Below are 15,107 nucleotides of genomic sequence, written 5' to 3'. Positions count from 1 at the left end.
GTCCGCGGCGCGGGATCAGGGCGGACGGCGGCTGTGCCGATGTCCGGCACGTGTGGATCTGGGTCGCCGGGGGACTGGTCCTCTGGGTGCTGCTCGCCTTCGCCGTGGCCGTCGTCGTCGGCCGCGGCATCCGGGTCGCCGACCTGCGCGCCGCCGGGCCGCTGACCGCCGCCGCGCCCGCCGTCCCCGACGTGCGGCTGCGCACCGCGCGCCGCCGCGTGCCCCTCCCGCCGGTCGGCGTCGCCCTGGCCGCGACCGCCGTCCTGCTCGAGACGGCCGGCTACGTCGCCCGGCTCGCCGGCGCCACCGGCCCGGTGGCCCGCACCCTGTCCATGGACGCCCCCTGGTCCGCGCCCCGCACCTTCGTCGCCGCGCTGTTCGCCGCGGCCGCCGTCGCCGCGGTCGCCGGGGCGGCCCGGACGCCGGGACGCCGCACCTGGTGGCTCGCCGTCGGGCTGGTCTGCGCGGCCGTCGCCGTGGTCAAGGCCGGCGGGACCCTGCACGTCGACGCCGTGATCGCCCTGTCCGCCGCGGCCGGCCCGGCCGGCGCGGTCGTGCTGAGCGCCGCGCTGGCCGCGGCCGTGATCGGCGTGCTGGCCCTCGTCAGCCGGGACGAGCGCCGCGACCGGCGGCGGGTGCTCACCTGCCTGGCCGGCTACGCCGCGGCCTCGGTGGGCCTGTCGGCGGTGTCCACGGTCGTGTCCGCGCCGTGGGCGGTGACCGCCACCTACCTCGAGGAGTCGGGGGAGGCACTGGCCGGCGTCGCCGTCCTCGTCGCCGTCCTCGTCGGTGTCGCCCCGCGCCTGGTGCTGCCCGCCTCCTGGGTGCTCCGCCGCGACGAGGACGCCCGGGCCGCCCAGACCTCCGCGGTCCGGCAGACCGTCTGAGCGGTCACCCGCCGGTGCGCAGGGGTGCGGTGCAGCACCCGTCGCACGGGTGGGCGGTGCACGCCCCGCCCAGCGCCTGCAGGTGGACGACGTCGTCCGGGTCGGGGTGCCCGATGCCGTGCGGGCACAGCCGGTCGGAGTAGCCGTAGAACTCCCGCCACACCCGTGGCCAGGTCCGCATGTGGTGGTCGCTCGGGTGGTGCCGGGAGCACCCGCGGCCGGCGCACCGCGCCGGGTCGTGCGGAGCGGCGAGGCTCACGTACCCCGGGCCCGCCTCGGACCCCCCGCCAGGAGGGGCGGGGACGCCACGGGGAGATGGCCGGGCAGCCGTGGGGACAGGCGTCGACTCAGGGGAGATCACCGTCGGGGAGGTCATGGCCGGGGAGCGTGGACGGGACGCCTGCGACCCCCCGGTGACCGGGCTGTGAGGCCGCTGTGTGCCCCGGACCACGGACGCCGGCGTGCGCCGCGGCCCCGGCCGTCAGGACGGGATCGAGGACCTCCGACGGGAGAGCAGGTGGGCGACGAGGAGGACAGCTGCCACCCCGCCGACGACGAGGATAGTGGTGCGGGCCGACCACGGGCCCGCGGCGGCCGCCGCCTCCTCCTCGGCCGCCACCAGCCCCCCGAGCTGCTCGGCCAGCGCGACGACCGCGCCGGACCGGTCGCGCGCCGCGAGCCGGGGCTCCACCTCGGCGATGACGGCGCGCTCGACGTCGACGTCCGACAGCGGGAAGTCCTCGTCGACCCAGAAGCCGTACTCGAAGGTCTCCTCGCCCACGGCCACGGCCAGCAGCAGGTCGTCCTCGTCGAAGCCGGACAGCCGGGCGGAGTCCCGCGCCCACGCACCCGGCTCGGCGTCGCCGAACGAGGGGACGAAGACGGCCGACAGCACCAGGCCGTCCTCCGCGGCGAGGTCCTCCACGGCCCGCTCGGCGGCCGCCACCGTGCCGGTGCCGAGCGCCCCGGCCAGGTCGGTGATCCCCGCGCCCACCTCCAGCGGCGGCTCGGCGGACGCCGTCCCGGCACTCGACAGCACGAGAGCCAGGACGCCGAGGACGATGACGGGCCTGCGCACGACGACCTCCGACGGGACGGGGACGGACTCGCCCCAGGGGGCGGGGACTCTACGCACGGATGTGCCGGCGGAGGGCACGGATGCGCCGGTGGAGCGGGTGATGGACCCCATCGGGGGACGGGACACCGGTGGTTCGGACGACCCCGCCAGACCGGTTCAGCGACCCGGCCGCCGGTGGCGCGGTCAGGGGGTGCGGACGGCCCACGGGCCGGGGGTGCCGACGACCGGCGGCGTGGAGCCGGCGGCAGCGACGGCGACGCCCAGGACCGGGTCGAACCAGTCCACGAGGTGCAGGGGGCCGAACCGGCTGCGCGTGCGCCCGTCCTCCGCCACCCGGTCGGTCGCGGGGTCCAGTCCCACCCGCGACAGCCCGTCCAGCGTGAGCGCACCGACCTTCACCAGGCACTCCTTGCGCACCCAGGAGCGGAGGAAGGCCGCCGACGGGTCGGCCGCCGTCCGGACGGCGGCGGCCTCGGCGTCGGTCAGCGCGGTGGTCAGCGTGGCCGGGTCCGGCGGCCGTGCCGGCGCGCCCTCGACGTCGACGCCGACCGGCCGGCGGTCCGCGCCGGCCACCACGGCGCCGCGGGTGTGCGCGAGGCTGACGTGCAGCCCGGGCAGCCCGGCGATCGAGGGCCGGCCGTGCTCGATGGACCCGCACCCGTCGCACCGCTGCACGAGCTCCAGCGTCTCCACCGGCCGGCCGGTGTGCGTCGCGGCGCAGTGGCGGACCAGCAGGTGCGCGGCGACGTGGGCGTCGCGGTCGGCCCGGGAGCGCAGCGCCGCGGCCCGCCGGCGCTCCGCGGGCGTCAGCAGGTGCCGGCCGCCGGCGCGCAGCACGTCCTCGGGGCGGGCGAGGAGGACCAGAGGGCCACGATCGGGTGACACGTCTCTCACCGGTGCCTGCCGACGCCCGGGGTGATCCGGGCGTGTCGGGGCCTGTCGATTGCGGTACCGATGCGTTCTCCGTGACGACTCGACGACCGACCGTCGATGTCCGCCGCCATTCCCCGCATGATGCTCACGCTCAGGAACACCCCCGTCATCGCCTGTGAGGGACCATCTATTCCCGCTGGTCACGAGGTTTCGATCCCGCATTCTCCGGTGTCCCCGCCGGTCTTTGCGCGTCCGGGAGACCCGCGCCTAGCCTCGTGGAGTTGCCGTAGAGGAGGATGCAGAGAGTGAAAACATGAGCACTAGTAGCGATGACTGGGACTTCTTCTCGACATTCGCGGGAGATGTCGAGCAGCAGGCCCCCACCGCCGCTCCGGGACACGAGATGCGCGACAACACGGCCACGTCATACCGCCTGCACGACAACTTCGTGGCCGAGATCTCGGGTCAGCGCTCGCTGGTCACCCGGCTGAGCCGGTTCTTCGAGCGCACCTGCGACGAGCGGCCGTCGGCCACCGCGCTGGAGTGCGAGGGCGAGCGGGTCTCCTACGCGGACCTGGACCAGCGCGCGAACCGGCTGGCCAACCTGCTGATGGCCCGGGGCGCGCGGGCCGGCGTCCGGGTGGGCATCCTCCTGCACCGCTCGGTGGACACCTACGTGGCGCTGCTGGCGGTCACGAAGACCGAGGCGACGTTCGTCCCGATCGATCCCGAGGCGCCCGCGGACCGGCTGCAGTACATCGCCGAGGACTCCTCGCTGCGCCTGCTGGTCACCGCCACCCCGTTCGCGGCGTCCACCGCCGCGCTGCCCTGCGAGAGCCTGTACCTCGACGAGCTCGGCGGCGAGCTCGCGGTCCAGTCGAGCGCCCGGCCCGGCATCCAGTTCGACGGCGACCCGGTCTGCTACGTCATCTACACGTCGGGCTCGAGCGGCCGGCCCAAGGGCGTCGAGGTCACCCAGTCGAGCATCTGCAACTTCGTCGGCATCGTGCCGTCCCTCTACGGGGTCGAGCCGACCGACCGGGTGTACCAGGGCATGACGATCGCCTTCGACTTCTCCATCGAGGAGATCTGGCCGACCTGGGCGGTCGGCGCGACCCTGGTCGCCGGTCCCACGGACGGCCGGCGGGTGGGGTCGGGCCTGGCCGACTTCCTCGAGGACCACGAGATCACGATGATCTACTGCGTCCCGACGGTCCTGGCGACCCTCGACCGCGTCCTGCCGCTGATCCGCACGGTCAACGTCGGCGGTGAGGCCTGCCCGCGCGAGCTGGTCGACCGCTGGGCGGCGCCCGGCCGCCGGATCCTCAACACCTACGGGCCGACCGAGACCACCGTGACCTGCACGATGGCCGAGCTGCGGCCCGGCAAGCCGGTCACCATCGGCCGTCCGCTGCCCACCTACCGGGTCACGCTGCTCGACGACGACCGCAGGCCGGTCCCGCCGGGCGGCGTCGGGGAGATCTGCGTGGGCGGGCCCGGCGTGGCCCGCGGCTACGTCAACCGGCCCGACCTCACCGCCGACCGGTTCATCGCCGACCCGCGCGGCATCCCGGGCGAGCGCATCTACCGCACCGGGGACCTGGGCCGCTTCCTCCCGGACGGCGAGCTGGAGTACCTGGGCCGCGCGGACAGCGAGGTCAAGGTCCGCGGCCACCGCGTGGACCTGCAGGAGATCGAGAGCGTGCTGCTCGAGCACCCGCAGGTGACCGGCGCCGTCGTCACCCTGCTGCCCTCCTCGGACACCGGCGGCGACCTGGCCGGGTACGTCATCCTCCGGGGCGACGGCCCGGGCGGTGAGCTGCGCCCGGAGACCCTCGCCGCCGGCGCCGCCGACGCGCTGGTCGCCGAGCTGCACGAGCAGCTGGTGGCCCAGTTGCCGCCGTACATGGTCCCGTCCTACCTGGACGTGGTCACGTCCATCCCGATGCTGCCCAGCGGCAAGGCCGACCGCGGCCGGCTGCCCGCGCCCACCCGCCCCCGGCTGATCCGCGGCGCCCGGGACTTCGAGCCGCCGGCGACCCCGGCGGAGGCTTGGATCGCCGGGCTCTGGGAGGAGACCCTGCGGCTGCCCGCCGGCGCGGTGTCCGTGGAGGCCAACTTCTTCGAGGCGCTCGGCGGCCACTCCCTGGTCGCGGCGAACGTGGTGTCCGCGATGCGGGAGAGCGAGCTGGGCTCGGGGCTGTCCATCCTGGACTTCTACAAGCACCCCACCGTCCGGGAGCTGGCCGCCTTCCTCGAGGAGGGCAGCCGAGCCGGCGCCACCGCGGACCCGGTCACGCTGGAGCCGCGCGAGCCCCGTCCGCAGCCGCCGTCCCGCAACCGGGTGGTCGCGTTCGGGACGGCGCAGGTGGCCGTCCTGTACGCCATCGTCATGCTCTTCCTGCTGCCCGTCGGGGTCCTGTACGGGCTCAACGACGGCCAGCCCTCCCTGGCGCTGGTGCTGCAGCTGGCGGTCGCCCTCCCGGCGGTCTACCTGCTCGGCCGCTGGGCCGTCCCCGTCGTCGGCGTGCGGCTGCTGTCCCGCGGGCTGCGCACCGGCGAGCACCCGCTGTGGGGCGGCATGCACCTGCGCGTGTGGACCCTGCAGAAGCTGGTGTCCATCTCGCCGCTCACCGTGCTCAGCGGGTCCCCCTGGGCGGTCACCTACCTCCGGCTGGCCGGGGCGCAGGTCGACGAGGAGGCCCACATCGGGACGGCGGACGTCTCGCTGCCCTCGCTGCTGCGGGTGGGCCGCGGTGCCACGGTCGGCTACGGCACCCAGCTGCACGCCCACCGCGTCGCCGAGGGCGTGCTGACCATCGCCCCGGTGACCATCGGCGCCGGCGCGGTCATCGGCTCCGAGAGCGTGCTGGAGTGCGGCTCCGAGGTCGGCGAGGGCGCCATCCTCAGCGACACGTCGCTGCTCACCTCCGGGCGCACCGTCCCCGCGGGCGAGTCGTGGGCCGGGTCCCCGGCCCGGCCGGCGCCCGAGGCGGTCGACCCGGTCGTCGAGCTGATGGCCGGCTGCGCCAGCGCCCCGCGGCGGTGGTCCAGCTCCCTGCTGGCCGGCTTCGCCGGCGGCGTCCTGCTGCTCGAGGTGCTGCCGTTCCTCATCCTGCTGCCGGTCGTGGCGGTGGTGTGGTGGGTCCTGCTCACCTACGGGACGGCGGCCGCTCTGCTGGCCACCGCGGTGTCCGGCCCGGTCTTCGTGGCCGCCTCCTGCGCGCTGGTCCTGGGCGCCCGCCGCCTGGTGCTGCCGGCGACCCCGGAGGGGGTGCACCACCTGCGGTCGCAGCTGGGCCTGGAGAAGTGGCTGGGCGACAAGCTGCTCGAGATGAGCCTGCTGTTCAACAACACGATGTACGCCACGCTGTACACGCCGATGTGGCTGCGGGCGATGGGCACGAAGGTGGGCAGGGGCGCCGAGGTCTCCACCATCGCCAACATCGACCCGGACCTGCTCACCCTGGGCGAGGGCGCCTTCGTCGCGGACATGGCGAGCGTGGGCAGCGCGACCTACGCCAACGGGCACGTCGCCTTCCGGCGGACCGAGATCGGCTCCCGGGCGTTCGTCGGCAACGCCGCCTTCGTCCCGTCGGGCACCCACCTCGGCGACGGGTCGCTCGTCGGCGTCCGCAGCGTGCCGCCGACCACCGGCACCGAGCCGGGCACCTCCTGGCTGGGCTCCCCGTCGTTCTTCCTGCCCCGCCGCGAGGTGTTCGAGGAGTTCACCGAGGCGGAGCTGTTCTCGCCGTCCCGGCGGCAGGTCCGCAACCGGTACGCGATCGAGGCGCTGCGGATCGTGCTGCCCAGCTCCCTGCTGGCGGTGGCGACCTTCGCGACCCTCTACGCGCTGTCCTCCCTCGCGCTGTCGTGGGACACCGTGGCCACCGTGCTGCTGTCCCCGCTGGTCGCGCTGACCTCCAGCGTGCTGGTGGTGCTGGCCGTGGCCGCGCTGAAGTGGGCCGTCGTCGGCCGGTACCGGCCGCGCGTGCGGCCGCTGTGGAGCGGGTTCGTGCGCCGGACGGAGTTCGTCACCGGCGTCTACGAGGCGGCGGCGGTCCCGGCCCTGCTCACGTTCCTCACCGGGACGCCGCTGCTCGGCCCGGCGCTGCGGCTGTTCGGCGCCCGGGTCGGCCGGCGGACGCTGGTCGACACCACGTACCTGACCGAGTTCGACCTCGTCACCATCGGCGACGACGTCTCGGTGGGTGCCAACGCGTCGCTGCAGACCCACCTGTTCGAGGACCGCGTCATGAAGATGGACCACGTCGTGCTGCGCGACCGCGCCACCATCGGCGACAAGGCCGTCGTCCTCTACGGCTCGGTCGTGGAGGACGACGCCACGCTGGCCGCGCTGTCGCTGGCGATGAAGGGGGAGGTGCTGCCCCGGGAGACCACCTGGTGCGGCATCCCGGCCCAGAAGGTGGGGCGGGCGCCGACGGCGCCGCCGGCCCGCACCCGGCGCGGGGTCTCCTCGGGTGCGACCGCGGCGGGCCGGCGATGACCGCCGGCCTGCCCACGGCGCCGGGGGGCACCCCGGCCGGGCCCGCGTCGCTACACCACGCCTGCGAGCCGGCCCCGGCCGGCGACGTGTCCGGCACCCCGGCCAGCACCGCCCCGCAGCGGCGGGGAGGCGCCCGTCTCATCGGCATCGACGCCGCCCGGGGCATCGCGCTGGTCGGCATGATGGCCGTCCACACGGTCGACTCCGTCGACGCGGAGGGCGAGCCCTCCCTGGCCTGGACCCTGGCCGCGGGGAAGTCGGCGGCGCTGTTCGCGCTGCTGGCCGGCGTGGGGGTCGCGTTCGCCACCGGCCGCCGTCAGCGGCCAACTGCGCGCACCTGGCCGGGCCACGCGGCGGCGCTCCTCGTCCGGGCGCTGCTCATCGGTGTGGTCGGCCTGCTGCTCGGCTCGCTGGTGGTCCCCGACCTCGCCTCGGTGATCCTCCCGTACTACGCGCTGCTGTTCGTGCTCGCCATCCCGCTGATCGGCCTGTCCAGCCGCGCCCTCATCGCGCTGGCGGCGGCGATCGCCGTGGTCGTGCCGGTCCTCAGCCACTGGCTGCGGTCGGGCACGCCGGTGCCGGACACGGTGCCGAACCTCACGTTCGGCGCCCTGGTCGGCGACCCGGGTCAGACGCTGCGCGAGCTCGCGCTCACCGGCGTGTACCCGGCGCTGCCGTGGATGGCCTACCTCTGTGCCGGTCTCGCCGTCGGGCGGGCACTGCTGCAGTCCCGGCGCACCGTCGCGCTGATCACCCTCACCGGGGTGGGGTTGGCCGTGGCCGCGCAGGCGGTGTCCTGGCTGCTGCTCGACGTCCTCGGGGGCCGCGCCGACATCGAGCAGGCCTCGAGGGCGGCGGGGATGTCCTCGGGCCAGCTGGCCGAGGTGCTGGCGACCGGGTGGAGCGGCACGACGCCCACCGACACCCCGTGGTGGCTGGCGAGCACGGCGCCGCACTCGACCACGCCGCTGGACCTCGCGTTCACCATCGGGCTGAGCCTGGCGCTCCTCGGGGTCTGCATCCTCGTCGGCCGCACGACCACCGCCCTCCTGCGGCCGCTGGCCGCCGCAGGGAGCATGACGCTGACGCTGTACTCCCTGCACCTGGTCGTGCTGACCGTGCTGCCCGGGGGCGTCCGGGGGCTGCTCGTCCACGTCGTGATCGTCGTCTCCTTCGCGCTGGTGTGGAGCCGGTTCCACCTCCGTGGCCCGCTGGAGGAGGTCGTCGCCCGGACGACCGGCGCCGTGCGCCGCGCGGTGCAGCCGGGACTCGCCCGCGCGGAGGGGGCCGGTGCCCGGGACTGACCTGGCGCTGGTCTACCGCGGACCGGCGTCGACCCCCGGGTGCCCCGAGGCGGTGGCGGCCGCGCTGCGGCGCAGCCGCTGGGCCCTGGACGTCCGGTTCGTCGGGCCGCGGGAGGACCTCCGGCTGGAGCCGGCCGTGCTCGCCGGAGCGCGCCTGTACGCCCAGCCCGGCGGGGGTGCGCTGAAGCGGGCGTACCGGAAGCTGGCCCGGTCGGCCGACACCGTGCGGGAGTTCGTCGCCTCGGGCGGGGGCTACCTGGGCTTCTGCCTCGGCGGCTACCTGGCCGGGGAGACCCCCGGCTTCGGCCTGCTCCCCGGGGACGCCGACCGGTACATCTCCTCGCCGGAGGCGCAGCCGGACCACGACGGGGACGCCCTGGTGACGCTGACCTGGGCCGGGCGTCGCCGCCGGGTGTTCTTCCAGGACGGCCCGTGGTTCGACCTGGACCCCACCCGGGGCCCGGCGGAGGTGCTGGCCACCTACGACAACGGCCTGCCTGCGGCGGTCGTCGCGCCGTTCGGCCGCGGCGCGGTCGGCGTCGTCGGGCCGCACCCCGAGGCCTCGCCGGACTGGTACACCGACAGCGGACTCCCGGTGCCGCCCGACGTCCGCGCCGACCTCACCCAGGACCTCGTCGACCGGGTCCTGCAGGTCACCCGCACGTCCTGACGGGAGGCCCTCCCCGCGCGGGGAGGGCCCCGCTCAGGAGGCGTCGATCAGCTGCCCCACGGTGCGCCCCAGCCGGCCGTCGAGGGCGTGCCCCACGCCCTGCGGGAAGTCGCGCGAGGTGGCCACGCCGCGGGCGGCATACCACCGCTCACCGGCCTGCGCTCCCCAGGAGGCGGTCAGCGGGACCGCGGTGTCGGCCGTGCCGGTGAACCAGTGGCCGCGGACCCCGGCCATGCGGGCGGCGGTCACGGCCGACCCCCCGTCGGCCGGCGGGCCGCCACCCCCGAACACCACCCAGCCGCCGCCCAGCCGCATCAGCTCGGGGTGCCGCGGCACGAGGAACCGGGTGATCTCCTGCGCCCCGGACGAGAAGCCGCTCAGCCAGACCTCGCTGACCGGGTACCCGGCGAGCTGGGCCTCGATGAGCTCGGCCAGGAAGTCGGCGTAGCCGCTGGTGTCCCCGGTGTGCCAGCACTCGCAGGACTGGTCGGGGCTCTCCACCGCGAGCGTGATCATGTTGCGCGCCCGGCTGGTGGCCACCAGCCCCGACGGGCCGCCCAGCGCGTAGGAGGACCCGGGGTTGTCGATGCCGTACTCGCCGGTGCCGTCGACGTAGACCACCAGACCCACCGGCCGGGCCGGGTCGACCCCGGCGGCGTAGCGCAGGTACCTGCCGCTGTGCCCGTTGGCGGCGGTGAACGACTGGCCGCCCTGGTCGGTGTACGCGCCGCCCGACCCGCCGGAGGCGCCGCCGGCCGCGGGGGCGGCAGGGGCCGCGGCGGCCACGGGGCCGGAGGCGGAGGCCGCCGGCCCGGCGGCGGGCGCGCCCGCCGCCGGGGCACCCGTCCTCTGGCGGGAGGCGTCCCGGCCCCTGCGTCCCCGGTCGGTCGCCGGGTCCCCCGACGCCGTGGGGGCCAGCTCGGCCGGGACCGTCGGCTCGACGGGCCGGCCGGCGTCCTGGGCCGCTGAGCCGGCGGACCCGACGACGGGGCCCTGGGCCGGCGCCTCGGCCGGTGCCTGGGCCGGTGCCTGGGCCTGCGGCTGGGTCGGTGCCGGCACCTGGGGCGGGGCCGGCGGGGGGACCGGCGCCGGGTCGGGGACCGGCGTGCTCGGCACGGCGGCCGCGTCCCCGAGGGACTGCGACTGACCGGTCGGAGCGTGGGTGTCCGTCTCGGTGCCGCCGGCGGCACCGGCTGCGCCGAGCCGGACGTCGGCGGGGCCGCACGCCGCGGTGGCCAGGGTGACGAGGGCGGCCGCGGTGAGCACGGCGGCCCGGCGGCCGGCGGTGGAGCGGGGACTGCGCACGAGGAGGCCTCCGGAGGTCCGTCGATGAGGCAACGGACGGTGATTGCGTTGTGACGCACCGAGATTCACACACGCTCTCCGCATCCGCCAGATAACGGTCAGTAACAGTTGTCCCACCGGTCCCACCCGTCCCGGTGACCTCGGACGGGCTGCCGATGACGGACGGTCGCCCGGGCCGGGCCGCGGGGAACGTCCTGGTCGCCCGGGGCGTCACCATGGGTGGTGCGACCGGCAGGTGCCCGGTCGATCGGCTCACGGGGACGGGGATGCGCAGAGGTCGACGGTGGGTCACGGTCGCCCTCGCGTCCTCGGTCCTGGTGGCCGCCGGGTGCACCTCCGCCGTCCCGGACGACGGACCGGCGCCCGAGGGGTCCGACGCCGACAGCGACGTCGCCCAGCCGTGGCGCGACCGGCCGGTGGTGGACCTCCGCTTCGAGATGGCCCCCGACCTCGCCTCGGCGTCCGGGCGCGAGGTCGTCGAGTTCACCCCGGACCTGGACACCTGCGAGCTGGTCTTCCGGTCCTGGCCGAACAAGCCGGCCACCGCCAGGGCGGGCAGCTCGCTGACCGTCTCCGGCGTCCGGGTGGACGGCCGCGACGCGGCCTTCGTCGACGTCCCCGCCGGCGCCCCCGAGGGCGCGCCGGGCACCCTCGTCGAGGTGCCGCTGGCCGAGTGCCTGTCGGCCGGGGACACCGTCACCGCCGAGGTGACGTTCGACCTGGTGCTGGGCGAGCAGGTCAACGAGCGGGTCGGGACGTCCTCCGCCGCGGAGGTCGCCTGGTTCGCCACGGCGTTCCCGCTGCTGGCGTGGGAGCGCGAGCGGGGGTGGGAGCGGGGGCCCGCCGTCCCGGTCATCGGCGAGACCGCCGTCAGCGAGGACTTCCTGCTGGAGTCCCTGGAGGTCGTCGCCCCCTCGGGGTACGAGGTCCTGGGCACCGGCGCCGTGGACGGCACGGAGCCCGGGCCGGACGGGACGACCGTCCACCGCTTCACCGCCCCGGCGGTGCGCGACGTCGCCGTCGCCGTCGGCGACCTCGAAGTGGCCGAGCGGACGGTCGGGGGCACGCGGGTGCGCGTCGGGGTGGACCGCGAGGTGGGGGCGGCCGGTCCGGAGGACTGGCTGGACCAGATCGAGGAGTCCACCGGGGGCCTGGTGGACCTGCTCGGCCCCCTGCCCTACGACGACCTGTGGGTCGTGGTGCTGTCCAGCCAGAGCAGCGGCATCGAGTTCCCCGGGGCGATCCAGTTCGGCGACGTGGACCCCGAGCGGCGGCGGGGGCTGGTCACGCACGAGCTGGCGCACATGTGGTTCTACGGCTGGGTGGGCAACGACCAGGGGGAGCACCCGTGGCTGGACGAGTCGTTCGCGACGTTCGCCCAGGCGGTGGCCGACGGCGAGGGGCCGACGTACGCGGAGCTGGCGGCGCGCGACGCGCCTCCGGTCGGTGAGTCGATGACCTACTGGGCGGAGGAGTTCCGCCGTCCCAGCAGCACCTACTACGACACGGTCTACACCCTCGGCGGCGCCGCGCTGGTCGAGGCCCGCGAGCGGGTCGGCGAGGAGGCGTTCGACGCCGCCCTGGCCGACTACCTGGCGACGAACGCCCACTCCGTCGTCGTCCCGGGGGACGTCGAGGCGGCGTTCGCGGACCTGCCCGAGGTCCTCGGGGTGCTCCGCGAGGTCGGCGCGCTTCGCTGAGCCGCGCCGGCTGCGGGCACCCGGACCGGGGCCCGCAGCGGCACCGAACAGCACCGGTGGGTCACTCAGAGTCACCGGTCGCGCGTGTCGCACCGATCGGTCCGCACCGGTCCGGGAGACCCCGAACGGGTGGCCGCGCGGTGTCCGGGAGGTGTCCTGCCCGCCAGGAACCGCGCGATCGCGGGGTCGGGGACCGGCGCGGGTGAGCGGGGCGGGAGCCGCACGTCACCTGTTCGGAGTACGTCGAGGGGTGCGCGAACGCGGGTACTGTCACTCAGCGTGAACACGGGGCGGACGTGGACGGTCGGGGTCACCGGCGCCACCGGGTACGCCGGGGGTGAGGTGTGCCGGCTGCTGGCCGGGCACCCGGCCCTGCGGCTGGCCGGGGTGCACGCGCAGTCGAGCGCGGGGCGGCGGCTGGGGGAGGTGGCGCCGCACCTGCTGCCGTTCGCGGACTGGGAGGTGCGCCCCAGCGGGGCGGCGGACCTGGCCGGGTACGACGTGGTGGTGCTGGCGTTGCCGCACGGGGAGTCCGCGGCGGTCGCCGCCCAGCTGCCCGCGGACGTGCTGGTCATCGACTGCGGCGCGGACCACCGGCTGAACGACCCTCAGGCGTGGGCGCGCTGGTACGGCGGCGGGCACGCGGGCAGCTGGCCGTACGGGCTGCCGGAGCTGCCCGGGGCGCGGGCGGCGCTGGCCGGGGCGCGGCGGATCGCGGTGCCCGGCTGCTACCCGACCGCGGTCACCCTCGCCCTGGCGCCCGCGCTGGGCGGCGGGCTGGTCGAGCCGGAGGTGGTGGTGGTCGCGGCCACCGGCACCTCCGGGGCGGGCAAGAAGGCCGCGCCGCACCTCCTGGGCAGCGAGGTGATGGGTGCGGTGAGCGCCTACGGGGTCGGTGGGGTGCACCGGCACACCCCGGAGATGGTGCAGACCCTGTCGTCGGCCGCCGGGACCGGGGTGTCGGTGAGCTTCACCCCGGTGCTGGTGCCGATGGCCCGGGGGATCCTGGCCACCTGCTCGGCACGGCTGGCCCCGGGGGTGGACGCGGCCGCCGCGCGGGCGGCGTACGAGAAGGCGTACGCCGAGGAGCCGTTCGTGCACCTGCTCCCGGAGGGGCAGTGGCCCACCACCGCCCAGGTGCTGGGCGCGAACACCCTCGCCCTGCAGGTCGCGGTGGACCCCGACGCGGGTCGGCTGGTGGTGGTCGCGGCGGTGGACAACCTGACCAAGGGCACCGCCGGAGCGGCGATCCAGTGCGCCAACCTGGCCCTGGGCCTGCCCGAGACCACCGGCCTGCCCCTCGTCGGGGTCGCACCGTGACACGTGCGCCCGGCCGAACCGGACGCCCGCTCGGGAACGAACGCCAGGACGTGGTGGACGTCGTCCTGCCGACCGGCCCCCGGGCACCCGGCCCGGTCCCCGCCGACCCCGCCCGCCGCGCCACCGCGATCGACGTCGCCACCGGCGCCGGTGACCGGTCCGCCCCCGTCCGGACCGACGACCTGTCCCTGTCCTCCGCGCACGAGAGCCTGGCCCCCTCATGAGCATCGACTCCGTTCCCGCGCCCACGACGCAGCACCCGGTGCTGGCCGGCACGCAGGACCCCACGCCGACCGAGGTCCTCATCGACGACCGCCTGCCCGCCGGGTCGGCCGCCGAGGCGGCGGTCGACGTGCTGCCCGCCGCACCGCCCCGGCCGGCCCGGCGGCGGATCGGCAGCAGCCGGGTCATGCGCCGGCACGACCCCGAGGGCGACCGCTTCCGGGCCGAGGTGCTCACCGGGGCGCTGCCCTGGCTCAAGGAGTTCCACGGCCGGGTCATCGTGGTGAAGTACGGCGGCCACGCGATGGTCGACGAGGAGTGCCGGCGGGCGTTCGCCGAGGACATGGTGTTCCTGCGGACCTGCGGCATCCTCCCGGTCGTCGTGCACGGCGGCGGCCCGCAGGTCACCCGGATGCTGCGCCGGCTCGGCATCGAGAGCGAGTTCCGCGGCGGGCTGCGGGTGACCACCGAGGAGAGCATCGAGGTGGTCCGGATGGTGCTCACCGGCCAGGTCGGCCCCGAGGTGGTCAACCTGATCAACCAGCACGGCCACTTCGCCGTCGGGCTCTCCGGCGAGGACGGCGGCCTGTTCACCGCGCAGCGCACCACCGCGGTGGTGGACGGCGAGGAGGTCGACGTCGGCCTGGTCGGCGACGTCGCCGACGTGGACCCGACGACGGTCGAGGCGCTCATCCAGGCCGGCCGGATCCCCGTGGTCTCCACGGTCGCGCCCGACCCGAACGGTGAGGTGCACAACCTCAACGCCGACACCGCGGCGGCGGCCCTGGCGGTGGCGCTGAACGCGGCCAAGCTCGTCGTCCTCACCGACGTCGAGGGCCTCTACGCCGACTGGCCCGACCGCGAGTCCCTCGTCCAGAAGATCGACTCCCGCGAGCTCGCCGAGATCCTCCCGACGCTGCACTCCGGGATGATCCCGAAGATGGCCGCCTGCCTGCGGGCCGTCGACGGCGGCGTCCCCCGGGCCACCGTGATCGACGGGCGGCTGCCGCACGCGCTGCTGCTGGAGACCTTCACCACCGAGGGCACCGGCACGATGGTCCTGCCCGCGGTCGACGCGGCGGCCCCCGCGCCGGTCGGCAACGAGGAGCCCACGCTGTGACCGGGACCTCCGGGCAGCGGACCGCCGAGCTGTCGGCCCGCTGGTCGGCGGTGATGATGGGCAACTACCGCACCCCGCCGGTGGCGCTGGCCCGCGGGGCGGGCGCCACCGTGTGGGACGT

General features: G+C 76.0%; 12 protein-coding genes. 8 read left to right on the top strand and 4 right to left on the bottom strand.

Going from position 1 to position 15,107, the window contains the following annotated elements; genetic code table 11:
• Window positions 1-50 precede the first annotated feature (50 nt).
• Window positions 51-887, top strand: coding sequence for a hypothetical protein (locus tag CHB98_RS19830; RefSeq protein WP_089307337.1), 837 nt, complete (start codon window positions 51-53; stop codon window positions 885-887).
• A 4-nt stretch (window positions 888-891) separates the two neighbouring features.
• On the opposite strand, the gene CHB98_RS21860 is transcribed toward CHB98_RS19830, so the two are convergent.
• From CHB98_RS21860 to CHB98_RS19820, 3 genes are all read right to left on the bottom strand, one after another.
• Complete coding sequence (locus CHB98_RS21860; protein ID WP_179224725.1) at window positions 892-1,068, bottom strand: hypothetical protein; 177 nt, start codon at window positions 1,066-1,068, stop codon at window positions 892-894.
• Between the two features lie 300 nt (window positions 1,069-1,368).
• Window positions 1,369-1,965: a TPM domain-containing protein gene (locus CHB98_RS19825; RefSeq protein WP_089307336.1), complete on the bottom strand. Its 597-nt coding sequence runs from the start codon at window positions 1,963-1,965 to the stop codon at window positions 1,369-1,371.
• 183 nt (window positions 1,966-2,148) lie between these two features.
• A complete protein-coding gene (locus CHB98_RS19820) occupies window positions 2,149-2,850 on the bottom strand; it encodes a 4'-phosphopantetheinyl transferase family protein (RefSeq protein WP_089307335.1) in 702 nt (233 codons plus the stop codon).
• A gap of 301 nt (window positions 2,851-3,151) precedes the next feature.
• On the opposite strand from CHB98_RS19820, the gene CHB98_RS19815 reads away from it, so the two are divergent.
• From CHB98_RS19815 to CHB98_RS19805, 3 genes are read left to right on the top strand one after another with little or no spacing between them, the layout of a single operon-like run.
• Window positions 3,152-7,345: a Pls/PosA family non-ribosomal peptide synthetase gene (locus CHB98_RS19815; protein ID WP_218822442.1), complete on the top strand. Its 4,194-nt coding sequence runs from the start codon at window positions 3,152-3,154 to the stop codon at window positions 7,343-7,345.
• Window positions 7,342-8,649, top strand: a complete 1,308-nt coding sequence (locus CHB98_RS19810; protein WP_089307404.1) for a heparan-alpha-glucosaminide N-acetyltransferase domain-containing protein — start codon at window positions 7,342-7,344, stop codon at window positions 8,647-8,649. The genes CHB98_RS19815 and CHB98_RS19810 overlap by 4 nt, the downstream gene beginning before the upstream one ends.
• A complete protein-coding gene (locus tag CHB98_RS19805) occupies window positions 8,636-9,319 on the top strand; it encodes a BPL-N domain-containing protein (RefSeq protein ID WP_218822441.1) in 684 nt (227 codons plus the stop codon). Before CHB98_RS19810 ends, CHB98_RS19805 begins: the two co-directional genes overlap by 14 nt.
• 33 nt (window positions 9,320-9,352) lie before the next feature.
• Here CHB98_RS19805 and CHB98_RS19800 read toward each other — a convergent pair whose 3' ends face one another.
• The gene (locus CHB98_RS19800) at window positions 9,353-10,624 is read right to left on the bottom strand and encodes a hypothetical protein (RefSeq protein ID WP_089307333.1); all 1,272 of its coding nucleotides are present in this window, start codon (window positions 10,622-10,624) and stop codon (window positions 9,353-9,355) included.
• A gap of 266 nt (window positions 10,625-10,890) precedes the next feature.
• Between CHB98_RS19800 and CHB98_RS21855 the strand changes: the two genes are divergently transcribed.
• The 4 genes from CHB98_RS21855 (at window position 10,891) to argB (ending at window position 14,986) form a co-directional block, all read left to right on the top strand.
• Complete coding sequence (locus tag CHB98_RS21855; protein WP_179224723.1) at window positions 10,891-12,324, top strand: M1 family aminopeptidase; 1,434 nt, start codon at window positions 10,891-10,893, stop codon at window positions 12,322-12,324.
• Between the two features lie 279 nt (window positions 12,325-12,603).
• Window positions 12,604-13,644 carry an N-acetyl-gamma-glutamyl-phosphate reductase gene (argC, locus tag CHB98_RS19790; protein ID WP_089307331.1) on the top strand — a complete coding sequence of 347 codons (1,041 nt, stop codon included), beginning with the start codon at window positions 12,604-12,606 and terminating at the stop codon, window positions 13,642-13,644.
• Between the two features lie 53 nt (window positions 13,645-13,697).
• Window positions 13,698-13,868 (top strand): hypothetical protein, encoded by a 171-nt coding sequence (locus CHB98_RS21850; protein WP_179224721.1) that lies wholly within the window; start codon window positions 13,698-13,700, stop codon window positions 13,866-13,868.
• The gene (gene argB / locus CHB98_RS19785) at window positions 13,865-14,986 is read left to right on the top strand and encodes an acetylglutamate kinase (protein ID WP_089307330.1); all 1,122 of its coding nucleotides are present in this window, start codon (window positions 13,865-13,867) and stop codon (window positions 14,984-14,986) included. The genes CHB98_RS21850 and argB overlap by 4 nt, the downstream gene beginning before the upstream one ends.
• Window positions 14,987-15,107: the final 121 nt, after the last annotated feature.

Origin of the sequence: Geodermatophilus pulveris (genome assembly GCF_900188375.1) — a bacterium.
GTDB lineage: Bacteria > Actinomycetota > Actinomycetes > Mycobacteriales > Geodermatophilaceae > Geodermatophilus > Geodermatophilus pulveris.
This window is presented reverse-complemented; position numbering and strand designations above follow the sequence as displayed.

Excerpts from the sequence above, each read along its gene's own strand:
- CHB98_RS19815 (WP_218822442.1), top strand. The coding sequence starts at position 3,152 with ATGAGCACTAGTAGCGATGACTGGGACTTCTTCTCGACATTCGCGGGA.
- CHB98_RS19810 (WP_089307404.1), top strand. The coding sequence starts at position 7,342 with ATGACCGCCGGCCTGCCCACGGCGCCGGGGGGCACCCCGGCCGGGCCC.
- CHB98_RS21855 (WP_179224723.1), top strand. The coding sequence starts at position 10,891 with ATGCGCAGAGGTCGACGGTGGGTCACGGTCGCCCTCGCGTCCTCGGTC.
- argB (WP_089307330.1), top strand. The coding sequence starts at position 13,865 with ATGAGCATCGACTCCGTTCCCGCGCCCACGACGCAGCACCCGGTGCTG.
- CHB98_RS21860 (WP_179224725.1), bottom strand. The coding sequence starts at position 1,068 with ATGCGGACCTGGCCACGGGTGTGGCGGGAGTTCTACGGCTACTCCGAC.